A 21,254-nucleotide genomic window follows, 5' to 3' on the forward strand; every position below is an offset into this window, starting at 1 on the left:
CGTCGTACGACACGGGGCGCGGGGTCAGCCGCGCTGGATGCCCGTCGTGTCCTGAAGGACGCCGCGGCGGCCGTCCTGCGTCTGCGCGACCAGGGCCGCGCCGCGCTGCTCCACGGCCAGGTACCAGGTGCCCGGCGCCAGCTCGGCGATCGGCGTCGGCGAGCCGTCCTCGGCGTACAGCGGACGCGCCACCGGCACGGCGAACCAGAACGGGGCGAAGTCCCCGGCCGGCGCGCCCTGCTGGGCCGTGGCCGGAGCGCCGTGCTGGTCGGGCCGCGGCTGCTGGGCGTCCACCGGACCGGGCTGGCCCGGCTGCTGGCCGCCGGCCGGGTAGCCGTAGCCGCCCGTACCGCCAGGCTGGACGCCCGGGTAGCCGTAGCCGGCGCCGCCCGTCACGCCCGGCTGGGCGCCGTACGGCTGCGGGGCCTGCGGGCGCGGCGCGCCCATCAGCGGCGCCTTCAGGGCCGGGACCAGCGGGGAGGCCACCGCGCCCGCGGCGAGCGCGATGGTGGCGAGCAGGCCGAGGATCAGACCGGCGCCCGCGGAGCTCACGTCGATGATGGTCCAGAACGCCGTCCACAGCGAGAAGACGGTGAAGGCGACACCGAACTGCCCCAGGTCCAGCCCGGCCACCTTGCGTCCCGGCACGGCCCGCGCGAGGACGATCAGCGCCGCGCCGATGACGCCCGCGAGGAACATGCTCATCAGCAGGCCGAGGCTGTCCCAGGCGTTGGGCACGTCGTAGTTCGAGCAGTCGAGCCCGCTGGGGCAGTCGATGCTGCTCAGGCCGAGGAACGAGGCGATGAACAGCACCACCGCTGCTCCGATCACCACGCCATCGCCTCGAGTGAGGGAGCGGATGTTCACGTGAAAAGTCCTTCGTCGGTTCGTGTCGTCGTCAGGGGTGGCGCGAAACACGGGGGGCGCCCCATCGTACGGACGAATGTATCGTCCGTACGGCCTACCGGAGGAGGTAGGTGCTGACCCCGTTCGCGATCCCCTGGGCGGCCTTCTGCCGCCACGCCGCGTCGGACAGCGCCGCGGCGTCCTGCGGGTCGCGCATGTTGCCGCACTCGACGAACACCTTGGGCACGGTCGACAGGTTCAGCCCGCCGAGGTCCTCGCGGACGACCAACCCCGTACCCCCGCCCAGGTAGTTGGCCGGGGCGGAACCGGTCGCCCGGGCGAACTCGGCCGCGACGCGCTCGCCGAGCGCACGCGACGGCGCGACGATCGGCGCCGTATCGGCCGCACCCGCCTTGACCAGGCCCGGGAGGATCACGTGGTGGCCCCGGTGGCCGGCCGCCGAGCCGTCCGCGTGGACGGAGACGACGGCGTCGGCGCCCCGCCCGCCGCCCGCCCCGTTGCCGATGCGGGCGCGCTCGTCGATGCACGGGCCGAAGGGCCGGTCGGCGTCGTGCGTCAGCTCCACGGTGGCCCCGAGGCGCTGGAGGGCCGCGCGGAGCCGGTGGGAGACGTCGAGGGTGAACGCCGCCTCCGCGTAACCGTCCCGGGTGGAAGTGCCGGTCGTGTCGCACTCCTTGTGACCGGTCCCGATATCCACCTTCTCGTTGATCTCCGAGGGGTGCTGAAAATTCCTCGGATTGTGACCTGGGTCGATCACGACGACCTTGCCCGCGAGCGGCGCGGACGCGGACGCACCGGCGGAGGGGGACGCGCCGGCCGGAGCGGACGCGGCGCCGTCTCCCCGGCCGTCGGCGCCCGGCCCGTCTCCCCGGCCGACGCCCGGCGGCCCGCCGGACGCCGCTCCCGTCACGGCCCACCCCCCGGCGAGCAGGGCGGCCGCGGCGAGCGGCACGGCGGCCAGGAGGACAGCCTTCCGGAGGCGGGTGCGCTGGTGCGCGTCGTCGTCGTACACGCGGGCGAGCCTAAGCGGTGGCGGGCGTTCCGGCTCGGGTCCCGGGGGCCGTTCGGCGCAGTACCCGCAGCGAGTCCGTCGCGGACACCTCCGTGAATGCCCCCGACTCCAGCGCCCGCAGGTAGATCCGGTACGGCGCCTGGCCGCCGTCCGCCGGGTCGGGGAACACGTCGTGGATGACGAGCAGCCCGCCCTCCGCGACGTGCGGCGCCCACCCCTCGTAGTCGTTCACCGCGTGCTCGTCGGTGTGCCCGCCGTCGACGAAGACCAGCCCCACCTGCCCGGCCCACACCCGCGCCACCTGCGGCGACCGGCCCACCACGGCGATGACGTGCTCCTCCAGCCCGGCCGCGTGCAGGGTGCGCCGGAACGCCGGCAGCGTGTCCATCAGGCCCACCTCGGGGTCCACGAGGGTCGGGTCGTGGTACTCCCAGCCCGGCTGCTGCTCCTCGCTGCCCCGGTGGTGGTCGACCGTGACGGCCACGGTGCCGGCCGCCCGCGCCGCGTCGGCCAGCAGGATCGTGGAGCGCCCGCAGTACGTGCCGACCTCCAGCAGCGGGAGCCCCAGCCGTCCCGCCTCGACGGCCGCCGCGTACAGCGCGAGCCCCTCCCGCACGGGCATGAACCCCTTGGCCGCCTCGAACGCGGCGAGCGTCTCCGGCGACGGCTCCGGCGTCTGCTCCGGGGTGGGTGCGGCGCTCATGGTCGGGGTCCTCCAGGTCGTACGGGCGAACGGAGGCCCATCGTCCCCCACGCCCCGCCGCCGGACGACGCCGCCCCGGCCGGTACGGGCGGGCCGTCCGCCGGTACGGGCAGGCCGTCCACCGGTACGGGCCGTCCACCGGTACGGGCAGACCGCCGGGGCAGGCCGTCCGCCGGGGCGGGCGGGTGCGACCGGCGCGAACGGCGGACCGCGCCGCGCGGGCGCCCGGCGGTGCCGCGGGTCCGGGCCCCGGGGCGCGCTCCCCGTGCGGCGACACCGGGATGTACGGGGCTCCGGCCAACTGCGACCATGACGGGCATGGCCCAGACCCGTACCGGAACCCCCGCCCCCGCCGTCGCCGCCGAATCCCAACTCCCCACCCGCCCCTGGGCGGTGATCCTCGCCGCCTGCGCCGGAACGTTCCTCGTCGTGCTCGACGTGTCCGTCGTGAACGTCGCCCTGCCGTCGATGCGCGCCGACCTCGGCATGTCCGCGCTGGCGTTGCAGTGGGTGGTGAACGCGTACTCCATAGCCTTCTCCGGGTTCATGCTGCTCGGCGGGCGGGCCGCCGACCTGTTCGGGCGGAAGCGGATGTTCCTGCTGGGCCTGGCAGTGTTCACCGCCGCCTCCGTGGCGGGCGGACTCGCCCAGGAGGGCTGGCAGTTGCTCGCCGCGCGCGCCGCGCAGGGGCTGGGCGCGGCCGTGCTGTCGCCGGCCACGCTGACCATCGTCACCAGCGCCGTACCGGAGGGCCCGGCCCGGACGCGGGCCATCAGCACGTGGGCGGCGGTCGGCGCGGGCGGCGGCGCGGCGGGCGGCCTCGTCGGCGGCCTCCTCACCGACCTGCTGAACTGGCGCTGGGTCCTCCTCGTCAACGTCCCCGTCGGCGCCCTCGTGCTGATCGCGGGCGCCGTGTGGGTGCGGGAGGCACGCACGGGCGCCGGGCGCCGCCTGGACCTGCCGGGCGCGGTCCTCGTGACCACCGGGCTCGCGGTGTTCGCGTACGGCGTGGTGCAGACCGAGCAGGCCGGCTGGACCGAGGCCCGGACGCTGGTGCCGCTGCTCGGCGGGGTGGCGCTGCTGGCCGCGTTCGTGGCGGTGGAGTCCCGTACCCGCGAACCGCTCGTGCCGCTGAAGGTGTTCCGGGCGCGGGCGGTGTCGGCGGCGAACGTCGCGCTGTTCGTCATCGGCTCGGCGACGTTCGCGTCCTGGTTCTTCCTGACGCTGTACGCGCAGAACGTCCTCGGCTACCGCCCGCTGGAGGCCGGGCTCGCCCTGATGCCCAGTTCGGCCGGGGTCGTCGCCGGCTCCAAGCTGGCGCCGCGCCTGATGCCGCGGTTCGGCGCCCGGGCCCTCGCGGTGGGCGGCGCGCTGATCACCGCGACCGGCTTCGCCTGGCAGTCGCTGATGGACGTGGACGGCACGTACGCCACGGACATCCTGGGGCCCGGGATCCTGATGATGACGGGGGTCGGGCTGGTCCTCACGCCGCTCGCCGCGATGGCCACCTCCGGGGCCGCGCCGGGCGACGCGGGCCTCGTGTCGGGCCTGGTCAACACCTCCCGCACGATGGGCGGCGCGGTCGGCCTGGCCGTCCTGTCGACGGTCGCCGCGTCCGGTGCGGCGGGGGCCGCCACCCCGGAGGCCCTCACCGCCGGGTACGCCCTCGCCTTCCGCACCGGCGCGGCCGTCCTCCTCGTGGCCGCCGCGCTGATGCTCCTCTGGCTGCCCCGCCGGACCTCCGCCCCGGCGCGGGGCGGGACGGCGCGCGACGGCGCCTGAGGGGAAAGGCGTTGCGACCCCGGTCCGGGCCGTGCCAGGGTGTCCGGGTCCGGCACCACACGCGTCCTCACCCAAGGGACTGAAGCCCATGATCGCGGCGTCCACCAGCGGCCGCCGTCGGCACTGACCGCTTCCCTCACGGCGGCCCCACGTCGTGGTGGTGCGCACCCGCGCGCACCGGTCCACCGACATCCCCGACATCCCTGCGTGAGGACACCCCACCGTGGACACAGACGTCCAGAGCTTCGCCGTCGCCCACCTCCGCCGCCGCCCCGCGGTCGTCGAGACCGGAGGCTTCGTCGTCGGCATCGACCCGGGCACCACCAGCCCGTACCTGAACTACGCCACTCCACTGCCCGGCGCGCGCCCCACGGCCCGCGACGTCGCCGCGCTCGTCGCGGCGTTCCGGGAGCGCGGGCTCACGCCCCGGCTGGAGTTCGCGCCGGACGCCGCGCCCGAGGTGGCGCCCGCCCTGCGCGAGGCCGGGTTCGCGACGGAGGCGGTGCACGAGTACCTGGTGTGCGCACCGGACACGTTCACCCCGCCGCCGGCCCCCGCGCCCCTGGTGCGGGCCCCGTCGACGGACGCGGAGTACGCCGCGGTCGACGCCGCCCTGTCCGAGGCGTTCGACGGCGGGTTCGCCCCGTCCACCGAAGGCGCGGCACGACTGCGCCGCGTCCAGGAGGGCGGCGGCGCCGTGCGTTTCGTCCGGGCCCCGGACGGCGGCTGCGCGGGCGCCGCCACCTGCTCGGCGCCCGCCGAGGGCACCGCCGAGGCGGCCGGCGTGGGCACCCGGCCCGCGTTCCGCGGACGCGGCATCGCCGGCGCGGTCACCGCGGCCGTCACCGGGGCCCTGCTGGCGCGGGGCGCCCGCTCGGTGTGGCTGGAGTACTCCGGGGAGGGGTCCAGACGCGTGTATGAACGCGTCGGCTACCGCCCCCGAGGCACCCGCCTGTACCTGGTCCTGCCGGACTGACCGGCGCGGCGAGGGCCCCGCGCGACCTGAGCGGGGCCCGTACCGTGCCCGCCCGGTGCCCGGTCCGTACGGTGTCCGCTCGGTGTCCGGTCCGTACGGTGTCTGCTCGGTGTCCGGTCCGTACGGTGTCTGCTCGGTGTCCGGTCCCCACCGTGCCCGCCCGGCGCCCGGTCCGTACCGCACCCACCCGGCACCCGGCGCCCGGTCCGTGCCGCACCGGCGCGGGTCCGCCGCCTCCTTCCCCGGGGGCCGGCGGCGCGCTATACAGGCCGGGCCGGAGCCGTCCCCTCCCACCCAAGGAGCGCCCGCCCATGCCCATCGACGCCGCGCGGGCCCTGGCCGCCGAACCCTGGTCGGACACGATCGCCTGGGACCACAAGGACGTCCAGCTCTACCACCTCGGCATCGGTGCGGGCGTCCCCGCCACCGACCCCGCCGAACTGCGCTACACGCTGGAGTCCCGGCTGCACGTGCTGCCGACCTTCGCCACCGTCGCCGGCGGCGACGGGGCGGGCGTGCTCGCCGGACTGTCCGCGCCGGGCATCGACGTGGACCTCGCCGCCGTCCTCCACGGCGGGCAGCGCGTCGCCGTGCACCGCCCGCTCCCGGCGCGCGGGCGGGCCGTCACCACCTCCCGCGTCACCGCCGCGTACGACAAGGGCACCGCCGCCGTGCTCGTGCTGCGCTGCGAGGCCGCCGACGACGACGGGCCGCTGTGGACGAGCGAGGCGGACCTCTTCGTACGCGGCGAGGGCGGGTTCGGCGGCGAGCGCGGCCCCTCCCGCCCGGCCGCCGACCGGGTCCCCGACCGGGCGCCGGACCGGACGGTCGAGCGGCCCGTACGGGAGGACCAGGCGCTGCTGTACCGGCTGTCCGGCGACTGGAACCCGCTGCACGCCGACCCCGGGTTCGCCGCGCTCGCCGGGTTCGACCGGCCGATCCTGCACGGCCTGTGCACGTACGGCATGGCGCTGAAGGCCGTCGTCGACACGGTGCTCGGCGGGGACGTCACCCGCGTCCGCGCGTACCGCGCCCGCTTCGCCGGTGTCGTCTTCCCCGGCGAGACCCTCCGCTTCCGCATGTGGGACGACGCAGGCCACGGCCGCGTCCACGTCTCCGCCACCGCCGTCGAACGCGGTGACGCGCCCGTCCTCGCGGACACCGCCGTCGAGACCCGCTGACCGCCGGCGGAAGCACCGGGGGCCGCCCCGGAACCCCGGGACGGCCCTCTCCTCCCGCCTCGCGGCGGCGGGCGTCACGCCGCGCCGCCGCCCTGGCCGGACTCCCTGCGGTGGCGGCCGTGGGGCCGCGCCGACGCGTCCTCCGCCGGCGCGGGGCCCCCGCGGTGCCTTCCGGAGCCGCCGGCGTCCCCGTGCGCCCGCGTCGCCCGGATCGTGTCGGTGCCGGCCTCGGACATGTGGTGAAGTCACCCCGTGGTGCTCGCCGTTGTCGTGCGGCCCGTGAGCCTAACCGGGCATCGCACGCCCCATGAGGGGCGCCTGCTGCAACGGCACCGGCCGGCGCACCCCCACGGTCCCCAGCGGGCCGCACCGCTTCCCACCCGCGGGTTCCGCCGGTCTGGTGCGTCCCCTTCCCTCCGGTGCGAGCGCCTGTGCCGCGCCCCCCACGCGCGCCAGCCCGCACGGCACCGAGGCGTTCGCGTACGGCAGCGCCAGCGCCCCGTCCCGCGTCCACAGCCCCGTGCCCGCGAACCAGCCTGCCGGCGCGGGGAGTTGCAGCAGCCGCCGCGCCGCCGGGCGCCACAGCCCGACCCAGCTCCCGGCCGCCGCGTCGACGCGCAGCGCCACCGCGCACGCCTCCGGCGTCAGCGCCTGCCCCGGCTGCACCGCGAACGGCGTCAGCACCGCGTCCGCCGCCCGCAGGCACTCCGGGAACCGCACCGGCCGCGTACTGCCCAGCACCCCCCAGCCCAGCCGCTCGCGCCCCGGTGACGGCGCGTCCGAACGGATCAGCACCAACCCGCTGTCCAGGTCGGCCAGGAGCAGCCGGTCCCGGCTCTCCTCCGTGAGCTGCAGCAGGGGCGTGACCTCCCCGCCCCGCCCCAGGTCCACCGTGACGGTCTTCACCGGGCCGCCGTCCACCGTCCGGTCCAGCGCGAGCAGCCGCCCCTTCCGGTCCAGCCACACCCCGCCCGAGCAGTGCCCGGGGATCTTGGCGACGTACTCCGGCCCGTACGCGCCACCCGTCACCCGCCAGACGCCCGTCGAACGCCCGCTCACCGCCAGCGCGTACGCGCACACCCCGTCCGGGGCGGGCGGCAGCAGCCGCACCGACTCCGCCTCGACCGCGCCGAGCGGCAGCTCACCGGTCCCCGGGCCCGCCGGGTACAGCAGCGAGAACAGGCACCTCCCGGCGACCCGGCGTGCGATGAGGACCCGGCCGTCCGTGAGCGGCAAGAGCTGGGCGTGCGGGTCCTCGGGCTGCCCGAGCGGCAGCGGAACGGCGTACGGCTCCGGTCCGTCGAGCGTCCACCGCTCGGGGAACAGCGCCTCGCCCTCACCGGCCAGCCGGGCCGCGTAGGAGCCGTCCGCCGCGATCGCGAACCCCGTTCCGCCGACCGCGGCGTCACCGTCCCGGACGGTGCCCTCGATGGCACAGGCTGTCATGGTTCGTCACCTCCGGCCCCGACGCTAGTTTTCGCGCACCCACCCGAAAGGCGCGAGCCCGCATCTTTCACACATAAGGGTGGCCATCGCGGGGTTTGGCTGAGGAAAAGTGGGTCGATGTGCTGGTCAGAGGCCCGGAGGGGTAAGGCGGCCCTAAGTGGAACTCGAAGGTCCGGATCCCGCGCGCCCGCCCCCGTTCCCGTCAGGAGCCACCGGCTCCGCACGGCCCGTACGGTCCGTGCGACGCCTCCGCGCCGGGTGCCGGCCCCGCCGGTACGGGGCGGTCCACCGGGGCGGCCGGGCCCGGCGGGGTTGCGGGTAGCCTTGGGGGCGTGCCACGTCTCACCGAAGTCCTCGCCGAGCTCGACGCCCTCTGGCCCCCCGAGCGGGCCGAGCAGTGGGACGCCGTCGGCACGGTCTGCGGCGACCCCGACGCCGAGGTCGACCGCGTCCTCTTCGCCGTCGACCCCGTCCAGGAGGTCGCCGAGGAGGCGGTCCGGCTCGGCGCCCAGCTGGTCGTCACCCACCACCCCCTCTACCTGCGCGGGACGACGACCGTCGCGGCCTCCCACTTCAAGGGCCGCGTCGTGCACACCCTCATCAAGCACGACATCGCCCTGCACGTCGCGCACACCAACGCCGACACGGCCGACCCCGGTGTCTCCGACGCCCTCGCGGGCGCCCTCGACCTGCGCGTGGTCGGCCCCCTCGTACCGGAGAACGGCCTCGGTCGGATCTGCGAGGTGGACCCGCCGGAGACGCTGCGCGCGTTCGCGGCGCGCGCCGCCGAGCGGCTCCCCGCCACCGCCCAGGGCATCCGCGTCGCGGGCGACCTCGACGCGACGGTCCGCAGGGTCGCCGTCAGCGGCGGCTCCGGCGACAGCCTGTTCGACGCCGTCCGCGCGGCCCGCGTCGACGCGTTCCTCACCGCCGACCTGCGCCACCACCCGGCCTCCGAGGCCACCCAGCACTCCCCGCTCGGCCTCGTCGACGCGGCCCACTGGGCCACCGAGTGGCCCTGGTGCGAACTGGCCGCCTCCCAGCTCGACGAGATCTCCGACCGCCACGGCTGGAACCTGCGGGTGCACGTCTCGAAGACGGTCACCGACCCGTGGGCCGCCCACCACACGTCCCCCTCCGCTCACCACACCTCCCCTGGAGCCCCCAACTGAACGCCGCGCCCGCCGACCAGATCCGACTCCTCGACGTCCAGTCCCTCGACACGCGCCTGTCGCAGCTCGCCCACCGGCGCAGGTCCCTGCCCGAGCACGCCGAGATCGAGGCGCTGACCAAGGACCTCACCCAGCTGAGGGACCTGCTCGTCGCCGCGCAGACGGAGGAGAGCGACTGCGCCCGCGAGCAGAAGAAGGCCGAGCAGGACGTGGACCAGGTCCGCCAGCGCGCCGTCCGCGACCAGCAGCGGCTCGACTCGGGCGCCGTCGCGTCCCCGAGGGACCTGGAGAACCTCCAGAAGGAGCTCGTCTCCCTGTCGAAGCGCCAGGGGGACCTGGAGGACGTCGTCCTGGAGGTCATGGAGCGCCGCGAGTCCGCACAGGAGCGGGTGGACGAGCTGACCGAGCGCGTCGCCTCCGTGCAGGCGAAGGTCGACGACGCGACGGCCCGCCGCGACCGCGCGCAGGACGAGCTGGACACCGAGGCGGCGGCCGTCGCCAAGGAGCGGGAGCTGGTGGCCGGCTCCGTACCGGCGGACCTGATGGGGCTGTACGAGAAGATCCGGGGGCAGCAGGGCGGCGTGGGCGCGGCCCGCCTGTACCAGCGCCGCTGCGAGGGCTGCCACATCGAGCTGAACATCACCGAGCTGAACGAGGTCCGGGCCGCCGCGGCCGACACCGTCGTGCGGTGCGAGAACTGCCGCCGCATCCTGGTCCGCACGGCGGAGTCCGGCCTGTAATGAGCGGGGTGCGGCTGCGCGAGCTGATCGTCGAGGCCGACGGCGGTTCCCGGGGCAACCCGGGCCCGGCCGGGTACGGCGCGGTGGTCCTGGACCCGGTGTCGGGTGAGGCCCTGGCGGAGGCCGCCGAGTACATCGGCGTGGCCACCAACAACGTCGCCGAGTACAAGGGCCTCCTCGCCGGGCTGCGCGCGGCGCGCGAGCTGGCGCCGGACGCGTCGGTGCGGGTGCGGATGGACTCCAAGCTGGTCGTCGAGCAGATGTCCGGGCGCTGGAAGATCAAGCACCCGGACATGAAGCCGCTCGCGGCGGAGGCCGCCCGGATCTACCCGCCCGGGCAGGTCTCGTACGAGTGGATCCCGCGCGAGCGCAACAAGCACGCGGACCGTCTCGCCAACGAGGCGATGGACGCGGGCCGCCAGGGCCGCCAGTGGCAGCCGTCCACTTCGCGCGCCGCCCTGGACGCGACCGCGGCCCGCGTGGTCGGCGACGCGGCGGCGGGCGCGGCGAAGGCCCGGGCGGCCCTGGCCGGGGCGGCGGGGCCGGTGGACCGGGAGGCGGTCGCCGGTCCCGCCGCCGCGTTGTCCGGCGGTACGGCGACCGGGGGCCCCGGTCCCGCCGCGACCGCCCCTGCCGCGACGGCGACCGTGCCCGGTCCCGTCGCGCCCGCCCCCGTTTCCGGGTCGGCCCCCGTGCCCGCCGCGACCGCGCCCGCGCCCTCCGCCGGCGCGGCGGCGACGCCCGCCACGCCTTCCGTCGGATGGGCCGCGCCCGCCGACCTCGGGGCGCCCGCCACGTTCGTCCTGCTGCGGCACGGGGAGACCGCGCTGACGCCCGAGAAGCGGTTCTCCGGCAGCGGCGGCGGGGACCCGGAGCTCTCGCCCGCCGGGCGCAGGCAGGCCGAGGCCGCCGCCGCCGCGCTCGCCGCGCGCGGCACCGTGCAGGAGATCGTCTCCTCGCCGATGCTGCGCTGCCGCCAGACCGCGCTGACCGTCGCCGGGCGCCTCGGCCTCGACGTACGGATCGAGGACGGGCTGCGCGAGGCGGACTTCGGGGCGTGGGAGGGCCTGACCTTCGCCGAGGTGCAGGAGCGCTACCCGGACGACCTGGACGCCTGGCTCGCCTCACCGAAGGCCGCCCCCACCGGCGGCGAGTCGTTCGCGGCCGTGTCGCGCCGGGTCGCCGCGGTCCGCGACCGGCTGACGGAACGTTATGCGGGCCGTACCGTCCTGGTCGTGACGCACGTGACGCCCATCAAGACGCTGGTCCGCCTGGCGCTGGGCGCCCCGCCCGAGGCGCTGTTCCGGATGGAGCTGTCCGCCGCGTCCCTCTCGGCCGTGGCCTACTACCGGGACGGCAACGCCTCGGTCCGGCTCCTCAACGACACGTCACACCTGCGCTGACCGCCGCCCCGGCGGGGGCCCGCCGAGCGCCGCCGCCTCGCGCGCCAGGGACGTGATCCGCGTCCAGTCCCGGGCGGCGAGCGCGGCGGGCGGCGCCACCCACGTACCGCCCACGCGGTCGACGTTCGGCAGGGCCAGGTACTCCCGCGCCGACACCGCCGAGATGCCGCCCGTCGGGCAGAACCGCGCCTGCGGCAACGGCCCGGCCAGCGCCGCCAGGTACGCGGCGCCGCCCGCCGCCCCCGCCGGGAAGAACTTCATCTCCCGCACCCCGCGCTCCAGCAGCGCCAGCGCCTCCGACGCCGTCGAGACACCGGGCAGGTACGGCACCCCGGACGCCTCCATCGCGTCGAGCAGCCCGCCCGTGCAGCCGGGACTCACCAGGAACCGCGCGCCCGCCGCGACGGCGTCCGCCACGGCCCGCGCCGACACGACCGTGCCCGCGCCGACCAGGCACTCCGGCACCTCGGTGGCGACCGCCCGGATCGCGTCGAGCGCGGCCGGGGTCCGCAGGGTCACCTCGACGGCCCGCAGCCCGCCCGCCACCAGCGCCCGCGCCAGCGGTACGGCGTCGGCGGCGTCCTCGACGACCACGACGGGCAGCACGGGGGCGGCCGACGCGGACAGCGCGGCCGGCGGCGGTTCCGGCGTCATGCCCGGCATCCTGCCCCGGCCCGGCACCTTCCGCAACGGCCGTTGCGCAGAGCGCAACGCCCCGTCCGCAACGCCTCCGCCCCTACCCGTTCACGCCCGTCCCCCGACCCGGTGCCCCGGCCGCGACGGCCTTGCCCACGACGCTCACCCCGCCCTGCGGCGGGGGCCCGTCCTGCGACGGCGACCGCCCCACGACGGCGGCCCGTCCCATCCCCCCCGCCGCCCCGGCGGCGGTCAGTGGACCTCGTCCACCAACACGTCCAGCGACCACGCCTTCCCGGCCCGCCCCGGCGCCTCGCACTCCACCGCGTACCCGAGGCCCCGCAGCGCCTCCACCAGCTCGCCCGGCGTCGCGGGCGCCGCACCCGACTCCAGCAGGCCGCGTACGATCCGGCCCTTCGTCGCCTTGTTGAAGTGGCTGACCACCTTCCGGGTCGGCGCGTGCAACACCCGCACCGTCGCCGTGCGCCCCGCCACCTCGCCCTTCGGCTTCCACGCCGTCGCGTACGCCGCCGACCGCAGGTCCAGCACCAGCCCGTCCCCGGCCACCTCCGGCATGACCTCCGCCATCGGCCCGCGCCAGTACGCGCCGAGCGCCCCCAGCCCCGGCAGCTTCACCCCCATCGAGCAGCGGTACGAGGGGATCCGGTCGTCGATCCGCACCGCGCCCCACAGCCCGGAGAACACCAGCAGCGACGCCCGCGCCCGCTTCCGCGCCGCCGCGTCCAGCGTCGCCAGGCCCAGCGCGTCGTACAGGACACCCGTGTACACCTCCCCGGCGGGACGGGCCCCGGCGGTCGGCAGCGCGGCGTTCTTCGCGACCTCGCCGCGCAGCCCCTCGCTCAGCCCGAGGACCTCGCGCGCCTTCTCCTCGTCGGCGGCGCACAGCTCGACCAGCTCCGCGAGCACGGCGGCCCGCGCCTCCGCCAGCCCCGGCAGGGACAGCGCGTCCGGCTCCAGCGGCGCGCCGCGCCCCGAGGCGGCCTTGCCCTCCGACGGCGGCAGCAGCACGAGCACGGTGGTTCTCCTCACATACGGACGGGGGCGGGGGATACGGCCCCCGGCCAGCGTACAAAGTGCCGCGCGACGTCCCGTCCGGCGTGCCCGCCGGAGCGGAAACCGGGAGTCTTCCACCGGCCCGCCCGGAGCCCCGGTCCACCCGGCCCCGAACCGGCCGGCCGTCCCCTCCACCCACCCGCCGGGAGTTCTGGCGGCGGCCCGTCCGGAATCCCGGTGGTGGCGGCCCGCTCGGAGTCCTGGTGGTGGCCGTCCGGAGCCCCGGCGGTGGCGGCCCGCCCGGAGTCCTGGTGGCGGCGGCCCGTCCGGAGCCCCGGTGGCGGCGGCCCGCCCGGAGTCCTGGTGGTGGCCGTCCGAAGCCCCGGCGGTGGCGGCCCGCCCGGAGGGCTGCGGGGAGCCGCCGGGGGAGCGGCGGGGCGCACGGCTCACGCGGGCGCACCAGGGGCGGGAGAAGGCGCCGTCCGTGCCCGCCCGAGCGCGGCCAGCAGCGCCCGCGGGTCATCGGCGTGGAACCGTACGACGCGCACCTCCCGCCGCTTGCCGAGCAGCCCCACGGCCTCCACCGGCGTCGCCAGCTCCAGGGTGAGCGACGTCTGCCCGCCGACCTTCAGGTCCAGCTCTCCCTCGGCCCTCTCGTGCGTGAACAGCGGTTCGTGCCGGACGGCGGCGACGGCGTCGAGCGGTACGGCGAGGTCCACGTGACACCCCTGCCGCAGCCGTAGCACCCGCCCGTCCAGCAGGTGGGGCCGGGTGACGGAGGCGGCGTGCAGACCCAGGACGAACAGCACGGTGTACACGTCGAGCACCAGGAACACCTCGTGCACCACGGGTACGTCCCGCAGCAGCCAGAACATCCCCACCGCCTCGACGGCGCACACGAACGTGAAGCCGTACATGAGCGCGGCCTGGTCCCGGGCGTGCCCGAACGCCTCGACGCCCCCGCCCACACCGTGCCGCCGCCGCCCCGCCCACCGCACCAGGCTCACCATCAGGCCCAGCTCGTGCCCGGCGATCCGGACGACGGGTTCCGGCACGACCTCGTACAGCGCCTCGCGCCGGGAGAGCCCCCGGCGGCGGGCCCCCCGGTACACGGCGACCCCCAGCAGCACGGCGGCGACGGCGAGCACCTCCAGCGCGTGCAGCACGGGCACGGGTATCGCCACCCCGGCGACCAGGCACACGGCGAGCACCGCCTCGACGGGCAGGAGGGCGTATGCGGCGCCCCGCAGCAGCCGCTTCACCGCCCGCCCCCCGCCCGGTCACCACGCCCGGCACCCCCGGCCCACCCAGGGTCCTTGGTCCGCCCGACGTCCTGGGCCTGCCCGATGTCCTGGGCCCGTCCGGTGCCCTTGGCCTGCCCGGTGCTCTCCGCCTGCCCACCGTCCTGGGCCCGTCCGGCGTTCTGGGCCTGCCCGGCGTCCTGGGCCTGCCCGGCGTCCTGGGCCTGCCCGGCGTCTTCCGTCTGCCCGGCGTCTTCGACCCGTCCGCTGCCCTCAGCCCGTCCACCGTCCTGGGCCAGCCCGGCATCCCCCGCCGGCCCCGAGTCCTCCGCTCGCCCGGGGGCCTCCGCCCGCCCGGGGACCTTCGCCCGCCCCGCGGCGATCCGCAGGGCCCGCCGGACCACCTCGGCCTGGGCGGGTGAGAACTCCGCGAGGAACGCCTCCTCGAACCCGCCGCCCCCGCCCCAGGCGTCCAGGTCGAGCTCGGCCACCCGCTCCGCCACCTCGTCCGGCAGCAGCCCGGCGAGCAGCGACGCGGTGGGCCCGACCCGCGGGTCCCCGGCCCCGGCGCCGTCCAGCTCGTCCAGCCGCGCGTACAGGTCGTAGGCCCGCTCCAGCGCCTCCGGCCCGGCCACCGCGTCCCGCATGGCGGCGACCATCCGCCGCCCCTCCTCGTTGGCGAACGAGGAGTCCATCAGGGTCAGCAGATCCCGGTCGAGCGCCGCCATCCTGGGCTCCGGCCCGCCGCGCCCGGCACCGGTCCGGGCCATGTCCGCGAACAGCGCGGCCAGCTCCGGCGACACGGGCCCCTCGGCCGGCAGCCGCCCCTCGCGGGCCTGCCCCAACAGCACCGCCAGCCGCTCCCGCCGCGCCCGCACCTCGGCCTCCTGCCGCGCCAGGTCGGCGTCCAGCTCCTCCAGCACCTCGACGAGCTCCCGCCCGGCGTCGTCGGCGAGCACGTCCCGCACCTCGTCCAGGGACAGGCCCAGCTCGGCCAGCCGCCGCACCCGCGCCAGCAGCACCGCGTCCCGCAACCCGTACTCCCGGTACCCGTTGCCCCGCCGCGGCGGCTCGGGCAGCAGCCCGATCCGGTGGTAGTGCCGTACGGCCCGCGTGCTGACGCCGGCGAGCCGGGCGATCTCTCCGATCCTCATACGGCCAGTAGAAACGTTGACGCAGCGACAAGGTCAAGCGCGCCACCGGGGCGGGTACCATGGGCGGCACGGCAGACGAGCCGGGCGGACGGCCGCGTGGGGATCGAAGGATCCCCCCGAGGAACGTCCGGGCTCCACAGGGCAGGGTGGTGGGTAACGCCCACCCGGGGTGACCCGCGGGACAGTGCCACAGAAAGCAGACCGCCGGGGGCCTCGGCCCTCGGTAAGGGTGAAACGGTGGTGTAAGAGACCACCAGCGCCTGGGGTGACCCAGGCGGCTCGGTAAACCCCACCCGGAGCAAGGTCAAGAGGGGCCGTCGCGAGACGGCCCTGCGCGGACGTTCGAGGGCTGCCCGCCCGAGTCCGCGGGTAGACCGCACGAGGCCGGCGGCAACGCCGGTCCTAGATGGATGGCCGTCACCCCGACGACCGCGAGGTCCCGGGGCACAGAACCCGGCGTACATGCCCGACTCGTCTGCCACTCAGGGTCTCCGACCAGCAAAAATGCAGGTCAGGGGCCCTTTCCCGTCCTCTGGGGGCCTGTCCAGACCCCGGTTCGTACCAGTTCAAACCGGACCTCGCGGTTACGTACGTAGCCACGAAAGTAGCCACGCCTCGTCGGACCGGAGACTGCGTCGGGGCTATCGCGGTGTCTGAGGCTTCCGGTGCTTGCCGGTCCCGGGGCCAAGCTTCGGCGCCAGCTTTGAGGAAAGGGCGACTTCGGTGGGGGAGAGAACGCGCTTCGCCTCCGCGAGGTGGGTAAAGGACGTGGCTGAAGCGTCGTCGCCACAACGCAACGGCTTGCTACGGTCCGGGCATGAAGCTGCCCGCTGCTCGAACTGTTGACCTCCGCCGCGAACCGGTCGATGACATCCTGGAGCGGGTGGAGCAGTCGCTTCAGGTACGGATTGACCGTGACACGGTGGTGCATAAGCGCCGGTCGGTCGGAGGCCGGACAGATCGCGGCACGTGGGTGCGGATCGAGCGGCGCGGGCTTGACCGGATCGGGATTCAGGGCGGTGACGGCACCCCCTCCGCTGAGGCGCTGCACGGAATCGCGAAACCCACCTGGTACGCCGGCGTTTCCTGGCTGGACGAGACCGAGCGGGTGATGTGGCGGGCGGACGAGACCGACCTTCTTCCTGGGGCGCCCGTCGGTGGTGCCATCGTGGCCGAGGCCCCGGAGCTGTCCGAGGAGTGGTGGGCGGCGCTGAACGTCTCCCTCGACGGGCTCGCCGCCCAGCGGACCAACCGCATCGCCACCCCCGACACCGAGACGATCACGCAGGAGCTCGTCACCGAGACGACCCGGCGCCTCTTCCCCGACGTCGACACCACCATCACCCAATGGGTACCTGCGCACGCGGATCTGAACTGGGCGAACATGACCGCGCCGGAGTTCTGCATCTTCGACTGGGAGGATTGGGGCATGGCCCCGCGCGGCTTGGACGCCGCGACCTTGTGGGGAGCCTCGCTTGCCGTCCCGTCCCTGGCTGACCGCGTTCGCCAGGAGCGACGAGACGACGTCGAGAGCCGGGACGGCAAACTGATGACACTGTTCGTGGCCGCGAAGATCCTGGGGCCGTACGCTCACCCCGAGGACCCGCGCCTCGACCCGGCCCGCGCCGTTGCGGATCGGGTCGTCAAGGAGCTTCAGGCGGACTGACCCGGAGGAGTTGCCGGTACTCGCTGACCGCCTGGTCATCGACCTCGAACTCCAACGTCTCTTTCAGTTCCCGCAGGTGGTCCATGTTGTCCGTGCCGACGGCGATGACCTCGACGGCTGGGAGGGCGAAGGCGACCCGGAGCGCTGCCTGCACAGGCGTGGCTGAGGGGGAATTCCGCACGAAGACCCGTGGGTCGAACTTGTCCCACACCGCCTCTGTCGTGCTGCCGCCGAAGGGGCTCATGCCCCACACTGCCGTCGGTTGCCACGCCCTCACCAGGGCCTCGGCGGCTTGCAGAGCATCGATACCGACCAGGAGCCCGGCGCGCACCATGAGCACGTCCGGCCGAGGGGTCGCGAGGTCGACCAGGGGACGCGGATCCCACGTTGAGATCCCCCAACTTCTGCACCTCCCGGCGGCGGTGGCGTCGACCAGCACGGCACACGCTTCGCTGAGCTGCTGAGCTTCTGGGGCGGAGTGCTCGGGGTTGTGGAGGAGTACGACGTCCGGCTCCCGCCCCAGGTCACTTACCGCCCGGTCGACGGCGTCACCCTCGATGTGCCGGGGGAGCTGCGACCGCAGGACGAGGAACTGTCCGAGGCCGCGTACGTGACGCTGGACAAGGCGCAGGAACTGGTGGGCCAGCGGATGAGGGTCAGGCTGGACGCGGCGGTCCGAGCCCTCGACGAGGGACGGCCGGTATATCTGCACGACGGAACGCCTGTCTGGCACTGACCATCCAGGGAATCGATCGCTGCATTGCTCTGGACGTTCAGGCGTGGTCACCATGGCTGGCAAGAGCCGCCTGCGCCCACAAGGCGATCAAGTGCACCGAACAGCTGCCGGCGACTTCATCAAGGTCAGCGAAGGGCACGCCACTCGGCTCACCCGCGAGCAGAAGGGGGTGCTTCGTCGCGATCTGCTGGACCGCCCAGATGTTCAGGCACTTCGAGGACCCGGAGCCCGGATACGTCGCCGGCTGGGCCGAGCTGCCGGCCTGGCAGCGGAGGCGGACGCGGACATCTTCGAACGCATCGAGCAGACCGTCTGACCTCCGGAACGACGACGCGCTCGTCCGGGGAGTCCGGACGGGCGCGTCTCCTTACGGAGCCATGAAGGTAGCCACGGAAGTGCCCTTCCTGCATGTTCGTGCAGGTCGTAGCATTGCGGCGACTCTCCCCGGCGTACAGCCCGACTCGTCTGCCGCCTAGGCCCCTGACCAGAAAAACCACTGGCCAAGGGCTCTTTTTGTGGAATTCCGGAGGTTGGCAAAACCCTCATTCCACACCGGTTCAAACGGGACCGTGTGGCTATGTACGAAGCCGTGTAATAGCCACGAAGGTCGGGAGAGCACGAGAACTCCACGTGCCCCAGCGGCAGCACCCGGATGACCCGAACCGCCCTCGTCCTGCTCAGGCGGGAGCACGGCCGCACCACGTGACGAAAGAATGCAGAGGGTCACCGGTCGTCACTGATGAGGGCCCGCTGTGTGCCTGTCGGTACTCAATGCGGGCATGGCACCCCGCACCCATCCGGACCGCCAGGCCGTCCAATGGCAGACACATCCGCTCCGACCAAGCGAAAAGGGTCCGTCAGTAATCTGACGGACCCTTTTGCAGAATCGAGGCTAGTGCTGGCCGGAGCTGGAGCCCCGGAGTCGTGGAGGCTCAACCGGCCTAGGTGTTGCGCGTCAACCGATCAATGAGTCGTTGGCCATGCTGACGGAGCTCGGGATCGTTCAGGGCCACGGAAGCGAAATCTTCGCCAGAAAGCTCCCGCCCAAGGTGATCCTCAAGGCAGCCGACGCACCGAATTCCATCCGGATCATGACCGGACGCAGCCCACACATCATCCCGGAGCGTGTACCACTCATCGGGGCCCGTCTGTGGAGCAGTTGATGTACCACAACCATCGCAGGCGAAGATGTCCCGTGCAAACTTTCGCCGAATGCGCAGGAAATGGCGAACATCTCACAACAAGTCTTTTGCTCGCGCAGCGACAGTAGACTTAATCTGACTGATCTTTTGCAGGAAGTGTCGATGTTCGCCCGTGGCTACCTCGCGTTCCGTCGCTTATGAAGCAACGCGACGCTCCACCTTGCCCCTCTTCAGGCAGGACGTGCAAACCTTCAGACGGGTCGGCGTACCGTTGACCGTCGTCTTCATGGGCTGCACGTTCGGGTTGAACCTCCGCGCCGAACGCCCCTGCACCCTGCGGTGAATGGCGTTCTTACCCAGGCGGGCGACAGACTTACCGAAGGAAGGCTCCTTGCCACAAACATCGCAACGCTGAGCCATTAAAATCTCCACTTCCAGAAACGGGCCGCCGCGCATTTCGATTAGACGGGCACCATGCAACGACAGTAGACCAAGGAAGTCTAACACAGCCCCCAACGCCAATCTCACGCCGTATGCAGTAGGGGGTTTCACTCTGAAGATGCAGGTCACGGGGGTGGTGCGGGCCCTGGGGGAAGCCGTGCTTGTTCGCCACGCCCTCACGGCTGACCAGCCGGTTCGCCCCTTCTGAGCGACAGCGGGCGGATGGCCGCGACTCGTCAACGGCCGGTTGCGATCACCGGCGGGCCGGGGTCGTCTTCCAGAGCGGTGAAGCTGCCGTCGACGTCACGACTCAATCACTTCCCGTAGGCAGGGATCTGGTCCGTGCCGCATGTCGGCATCCAGCGGGAGCATCCGCCCCAGGAGCCGGGCTTCGGCTCGGGCCTGGGCTGTCGGCGGTACCTGGCCGCCTGGAACGAGGTCGGCGTGTGGGACGAGCCGCCACCTGGTGCTGCTGAGGCCGTGGCCGGCGTCGCGCGCCGGCCCGGACGCCGACCCGACGGTCTCCCGTCTCGTCGACACCTTCGCCGGCCCCGGGGGAGAAGGCTACTGCTGCCTTCGAATGCCTCGCGCACCTGCCGAGCCCCGGCCGACCGACGGCTTGCCCGTCCCCACGACAGCACCGCCCCACCCGACCCGCCCGGAGCAGTGGAACCCGGCGCCCCCGAGACGACGCGCGGGCCCTCGGTCCGCCCCACCTCAATCCGCGGCGCGAAAACGGTCCGCCGACTCCGTCGGCGGACCGTCACGCGAGATCGAGGCCGATCGCTCTCGCTCCTGGCTGCCCGGGCGAGGGCGACTTCGTCATGGTCGACGGGACGCTGACCCCCACCGACCGCGTCCGGGCCGACGAGCCGTACGGTACGCCGCTGTTCGTCCGTGCAGTTCACAACCTCCCGACCTGCACGGACCCCGAACGAAAGAGGCTCACTCGCCGGGCGGAACGGTGTCCTTCGGAGGAGCTACACCCAGTGCCCTTTCAATGGGAATCAGAGTGTCCTCGTTCCACCCCGCGGGCAGCTCGCCCAAACGTGCCGGGCGGAAGGCCAGGATCGGATCAGTGATGTCGATGCGGCCCTGGTGCTCTTCGATGTGGTCAAGCAGTTTTGTGGCCTCGTTCCGAATCCAAGGTCCAGTCTCCCGCCAAGCGCCGTTTGTGTGGTTCACGACACGTCGACGCAGGTCCTCAAGGATTCCCGCGCGCCATTTGAAATGGTGTACGGGAACGATGGGGCGATTGACCGGTGCCTCGTCCAGGCACCGGTGGCTTCCCAGGCTGAGCCTGGCCGAGGAATGGGCGGCGACCACCTTGCCGGGATTCCCTCCGAGCAACCTGGCGGTGAGGTACCCACCCAGCGGGAACGACTTGTCCAACCCCGCTTCCAGGGACCACGGACTGACGCTTCCATCTCCAGCGACGCGGTCGAACAGGATGCCACCCACTACGGAGCTGTGCTGGTCTTCGGCATCGCCGATGATCTCATCCAGCGGAGCCGGGTAGTCATGGAACTCATCGATGTCTGCGATCACGTGCCAGCCGTCGCCGGCTCGGACCCGCAAATGGTCGCGCAACTCGCTGTGCACCGTCTCGTGCCACGGGCCTTGACTGATGACAACCGGCGGCCCCACCAGCTCTTCGCAGGTCCGCAGGAGCCGATCCCGCACCTCTGCTGGAGCCTGTTCGGTGAAATGGAACCCGAGATAGAACTCTCGTATTCCATGGCCCCGGTAATGTTCAATGAAAGCCCTGAGCAAATCAGGTTCGACCGGGCCGATTACAGAGACCAGCGGTGGCATACCCGCTCCCTAGTGATATCGAGAATGCTTGAATTTATGAATGGATTGCGACGCAATTCAGCTTATTGTCCGACCGGGGTGAACTTCAAGGTCATGGAATGGCCTTGGCGGACTGTTCGGCCGATGT

19 protein-coding genes, 1 other RNA gene and 2 pseudogenes are annotated in these 21,254 nt (G+C 73.8%); 11 read left to right on the forward strand and 11 right to left on the reverse strand.

The features are described from left to right. Positions 1-24 precede the first annotated feature (24 nt). From AC07D6_RS02225 to AC07D6_RS02235, 3 genes are all read right to left on the reverse strand, one after another. Positions 25-867 (reverse strand): DUF5336 domain-containing protein, encoded by an 843-nt coding sequence (locus AC07D6_RS02225; RefSeq protein WP_479041241.1) that lies wholly within the window; start codon positions 865-867, stop codon positions 25-27. A 94-nt stretch (positions 868-961) separates the two neighbouring features. After that, complete coding sequence (locus AC07D6_RS02230; RefSeq protein WP_479041243.1) at positions 962-1,879, reverse strand: N-acetylmuramoyl-L-alanine amidase family protein; 918 nt, start codon at positions 1,877-1,879, stop codon at positions 962-964. A 10-nt stretch (positions 1,880-1,889) separates the two neighbouring features. Further along, the gene (locus tag AC07D6_RS02235) at positions 1,890-2,582 is read right to left on the reverse strand and encodes a class I SAM-dependent methyltransferase (protein ID WP_315878710.1); all 693 of its coding nucleotides are present in this window, start codon (positions 2,580-2,582) and stop codon (positions 1,890-1,892) included. Between the two features lie 309 nt (positions 2,583-2,891). Here AC07D6_RS02235 and AC07D6_RS02240 point away from each other — a divergent pair, with 309 nt between their 5' ends. The 3 genes from AC07D6_RS02240 (at position 2,892) to AC07D6_RS02250 (ending at position 6,521) form a co-directional block, all read left to right on the forward strand. Further along, positions 2,892-4,364: an MFS transporter gene (locus tag AC07D6_RS02240; RefSeq protein ID WP_479041245.1), complete on the forward strand. Its 1,473-nt coding sequence runs from the start codon at positions 2,892-2,894 to the stop codon at positions 4,362-4,364. Between the two features lie 223 nt (positions 4,365-4,587). Further along, positions 4,588-5,340, forward strand: a complete 753-nt coding sequence (locus AC07D6_RS02245) for a GNAT family N-acetyltransferase (RefSeq protein WP_479041247.1) — start codon at positions 4,588-4,590, stop codon at positions 5,338-5,340. A 311-nt stretch (positions 5,341-5,651) separates the two neighbouring features. After that, positions 5,652-6,521, forward strand: a complete 870-nt coding sequence (locus AC07D6_RS02250) for a MaoC/PaaZ C-terminal domain-containing protein (RefSeq protein ID WP_479041249.1) — start codon at positions 5,652-5,654, stop codon at positions 6,519-6,521. A gap of 285 nt (positions 6,522-6,806) precedes the next feature. On the opposite strand, the gene AC07D6_RS02255 is transcribed toward AC07D6_RS02250, so the two are convergent. Beyond that, positions 6,807-7,967: a hypothetical protein gene (locus AC07D6_RS02255; protein WP_479041251.1), complete on the reverse strand. Its 1,161-nt coding sequence runs from the start codon at positions 7,965-7,967 to the stop codon at positions 6,807-6,809. Between the two features lie 332 nt (positions 7,968-8,299). On the opposite strand from AC07D6_RS02255, the gene AC07D6_RS02260 reads away from it, so the two are divergent. The 3 genes from AC07D6_RS02260 to AC07D6_RS02270 are packed head-to-tail and all read left to right on the forward strand — an operon-like array spanning position 8,300 to position 11,282. After that, positions 8,300-9,139 (forward strand): Nif3-like dinuclear metal center hexameric protein, encoded by an 840-nt coding sequence (locus tag AC07D6_RS02260; RefSeq protein ID WP_315878705.1) that lies wholly within the window; start codon positions 8,300-8,302, stop codon positions 9,137-9,139. Then, a complete protein-coding gene (locus AC07D6_RS02265; RefSeq protein WP_479041567.1) occupies positions 9,136-9,879 on the forward strand; it encodes a zinc ribbon domain-containing protein in 744 nt (247 codons plus the stop codon). Before AC07D6_RS02260 ends, AC07D6_RS02265 begins: the two co-directional genes overlap by 4 nt. Further along, positions 9,879-11,282 (forward strand): bifunctional RNase H/acid phosphatase, encoded by a 1,404-nt coding sequence (locus AC07D6_RS02270; RefSeq protein ID WP_479041254.1) that lies wholly within the window; start codon positions 9,879-9,881, stop codon positions 11,280-11,282. Before AC07D6_RS02265 ends, AC07D6_RS02270 begins: the two co-directional genes overlap by 1 nt. On the opposite strand, the gene eda is transcribed toward AC07D6_RS02270, so the two are convergent. From eda to AC07D6_RS02290, 4 genes and pseudogenes are all read right to left on the reverse strand, one after another. Then, the gene (eda, locus tag AC07D6_RS02275) at positions 11,268-11,936 is read right to left on the reverse strand and encodes a bifunctional 4-hydroxy-2-oxoglutarate aldolase/2-dehydro-3-deoxy-phosphogluconate aldolase (protein ID WP_479041255.1); all 669 of its coding nucleotides are present in this window, start codon (positions 11,934-11,936) and stop codon (positions 11,268-11,270) included. The two genes, AC07D6_RS02270 and eda, sit on opposite strands and share 15 nt — an antisense overlap. Positions 11,937-12,170: 234 nt before the next feature. After that, positions 12,171-12,953: a peroxide stress protein YaaA gene (gene yaaA / locus AC07D6_RS02280; protein ID WP_479041257.1), complete on the reverse strand. Its 783-nt coding sequence runs from the start codon at positions 12,951-12,953 to the stop codon at positions 12,171-12,173. Between the two features lie 425 nt (positions 12,954-13,378). Further along, a complete protein-coding gene (locus tag AC07D6_RS02285) occupies positions 13,379-14,194 on the reverse strand; it encodes a hypothetical protein (protein WP_479041259.1) in 816 nt (271 codons plus the stop codon). A 341-nt stretch (positions 14,195-14,535) separates the two neighbouring features. After that, positions 14,536-15,327 (reverse strand): annotated as a pseudogene (locus tag AC07D6_RS02290) (MerR family transcriptional regulator); the annotation flags it as partial. A gap of 76 nt (positions 15,328-15,403) precedes the next feature. Between AC07D6_RS02290 and rnpB the strand changes: the two are divergent. Beyond that, positions 15,404-15,805, forward strand: an RNA gene (rnpB, locus tag AC07D6_RS02295) — RNase P RNA component class A. A 339-nt stretch (positions 15,806-16,144) separates the two neighbouring features. Beyond that, positions 16,145-16,993, forward strand: coding sequence for a hypothetical protein (locus tag AC07D6_RS02300; RefSeq protein WP_479041261.1), 849 nt, complete (start codon positions 16,145-16,147; stop codon positions 16,991-16,993). Here AC07D6_RS02300 and AC07D6_RS02305 read toward each other — a convergent pair. Further along, the gene (locus AC07D6_RS02305) at positions 16,971-17,576 is read right to left on the reverse strand and encodes an aldo-keto reductase family protein (RefSeq protein ID WP_479041569.1); all 606 of its coding nucleotides are present in this window, start codon (positions 17,574-17,576) and stop codon (positions 16,971-16,973) included. The genes AC07D6_RS02300 and AC07D6_RS02305 overlap by 23 nt on opposite strands. Between AC07D6_RS02305 and AC07D6_RS02310 the strand changes: the two genes are divergently transcribed. The 3 genes and pseudogenes from AC07D6_RS02310 (at position 17,484) to AC07D6_RS02320 (ending at position 18,892) form a co-directional block, all read left to right on the forward strand. Then, entirely contained in the window at positions 17,484-17,729 is a 246-nt protein-coding gene (locus tag AC07D6_RS02310) for a hypothetical protein (RefSeq protein ID WP_479041586.1), read from the forward strand. The two genes, AC07D6_RS02305 and AC07D6_RS02310, sit on opposite strands and share 93 nt — an antisense overlap. Positions 17,730-17,841: 112 nt before the next feature. Further along, positions 17,842-18,045 (forward strand): annotated as a pseudogene (locus AC07D6_RS02315) (hypothetical protein); the annotation flags it as partial. A 664-nt stretch (positions 18,046-18,709) separates the two neighbouring features. Next, positions 18,710-18,892 (forward strand): hypothetical protein, encoded by a 183-nt coding sequence (locus AC07D6_RS02320; RefSeq protein WP_479041263.1) that lies wholly within the window; start codon positions 18,710-18,712, stop codon positions 18,890-18,892. A 174-nt stretch (positions 18,893-19,066) separates the two neighbouring features. On the opposite strand, the gene rpmB is transcribed toward AC07D6_RS02320, so the two are convergent. Next, complete coding sequence (gene rpmB, locus AC07D6_RS02325) at positions 19,067-19,327, reverse strand: 50S ribosomal protein L28 (protein WP_479041571.1); 261 nt, start codon at positions 19,325-19,327, stop codon at positions 19,067-19,069. A gap of 930 nt (positions 19,328-20,257) precedes the next feature. Further along, on the reverse strand, positions 20,258-21,127 hold the full coding sequence (locus tag AC07D6_RS02330; RefSeq protein WP_479041265.1) for a glycosyltransferase family 2 protein: 870 nt from the start codon (positions 21,125-21,127) through the stop codon (positions 20,258-20,260). Between the last annotated feature and the right edge of the window lie 127 nt (positions 21,128-21,254).

It is taken from the genome of Streptomyces sp. NPDC045287 (assembly GCF_056432325.1).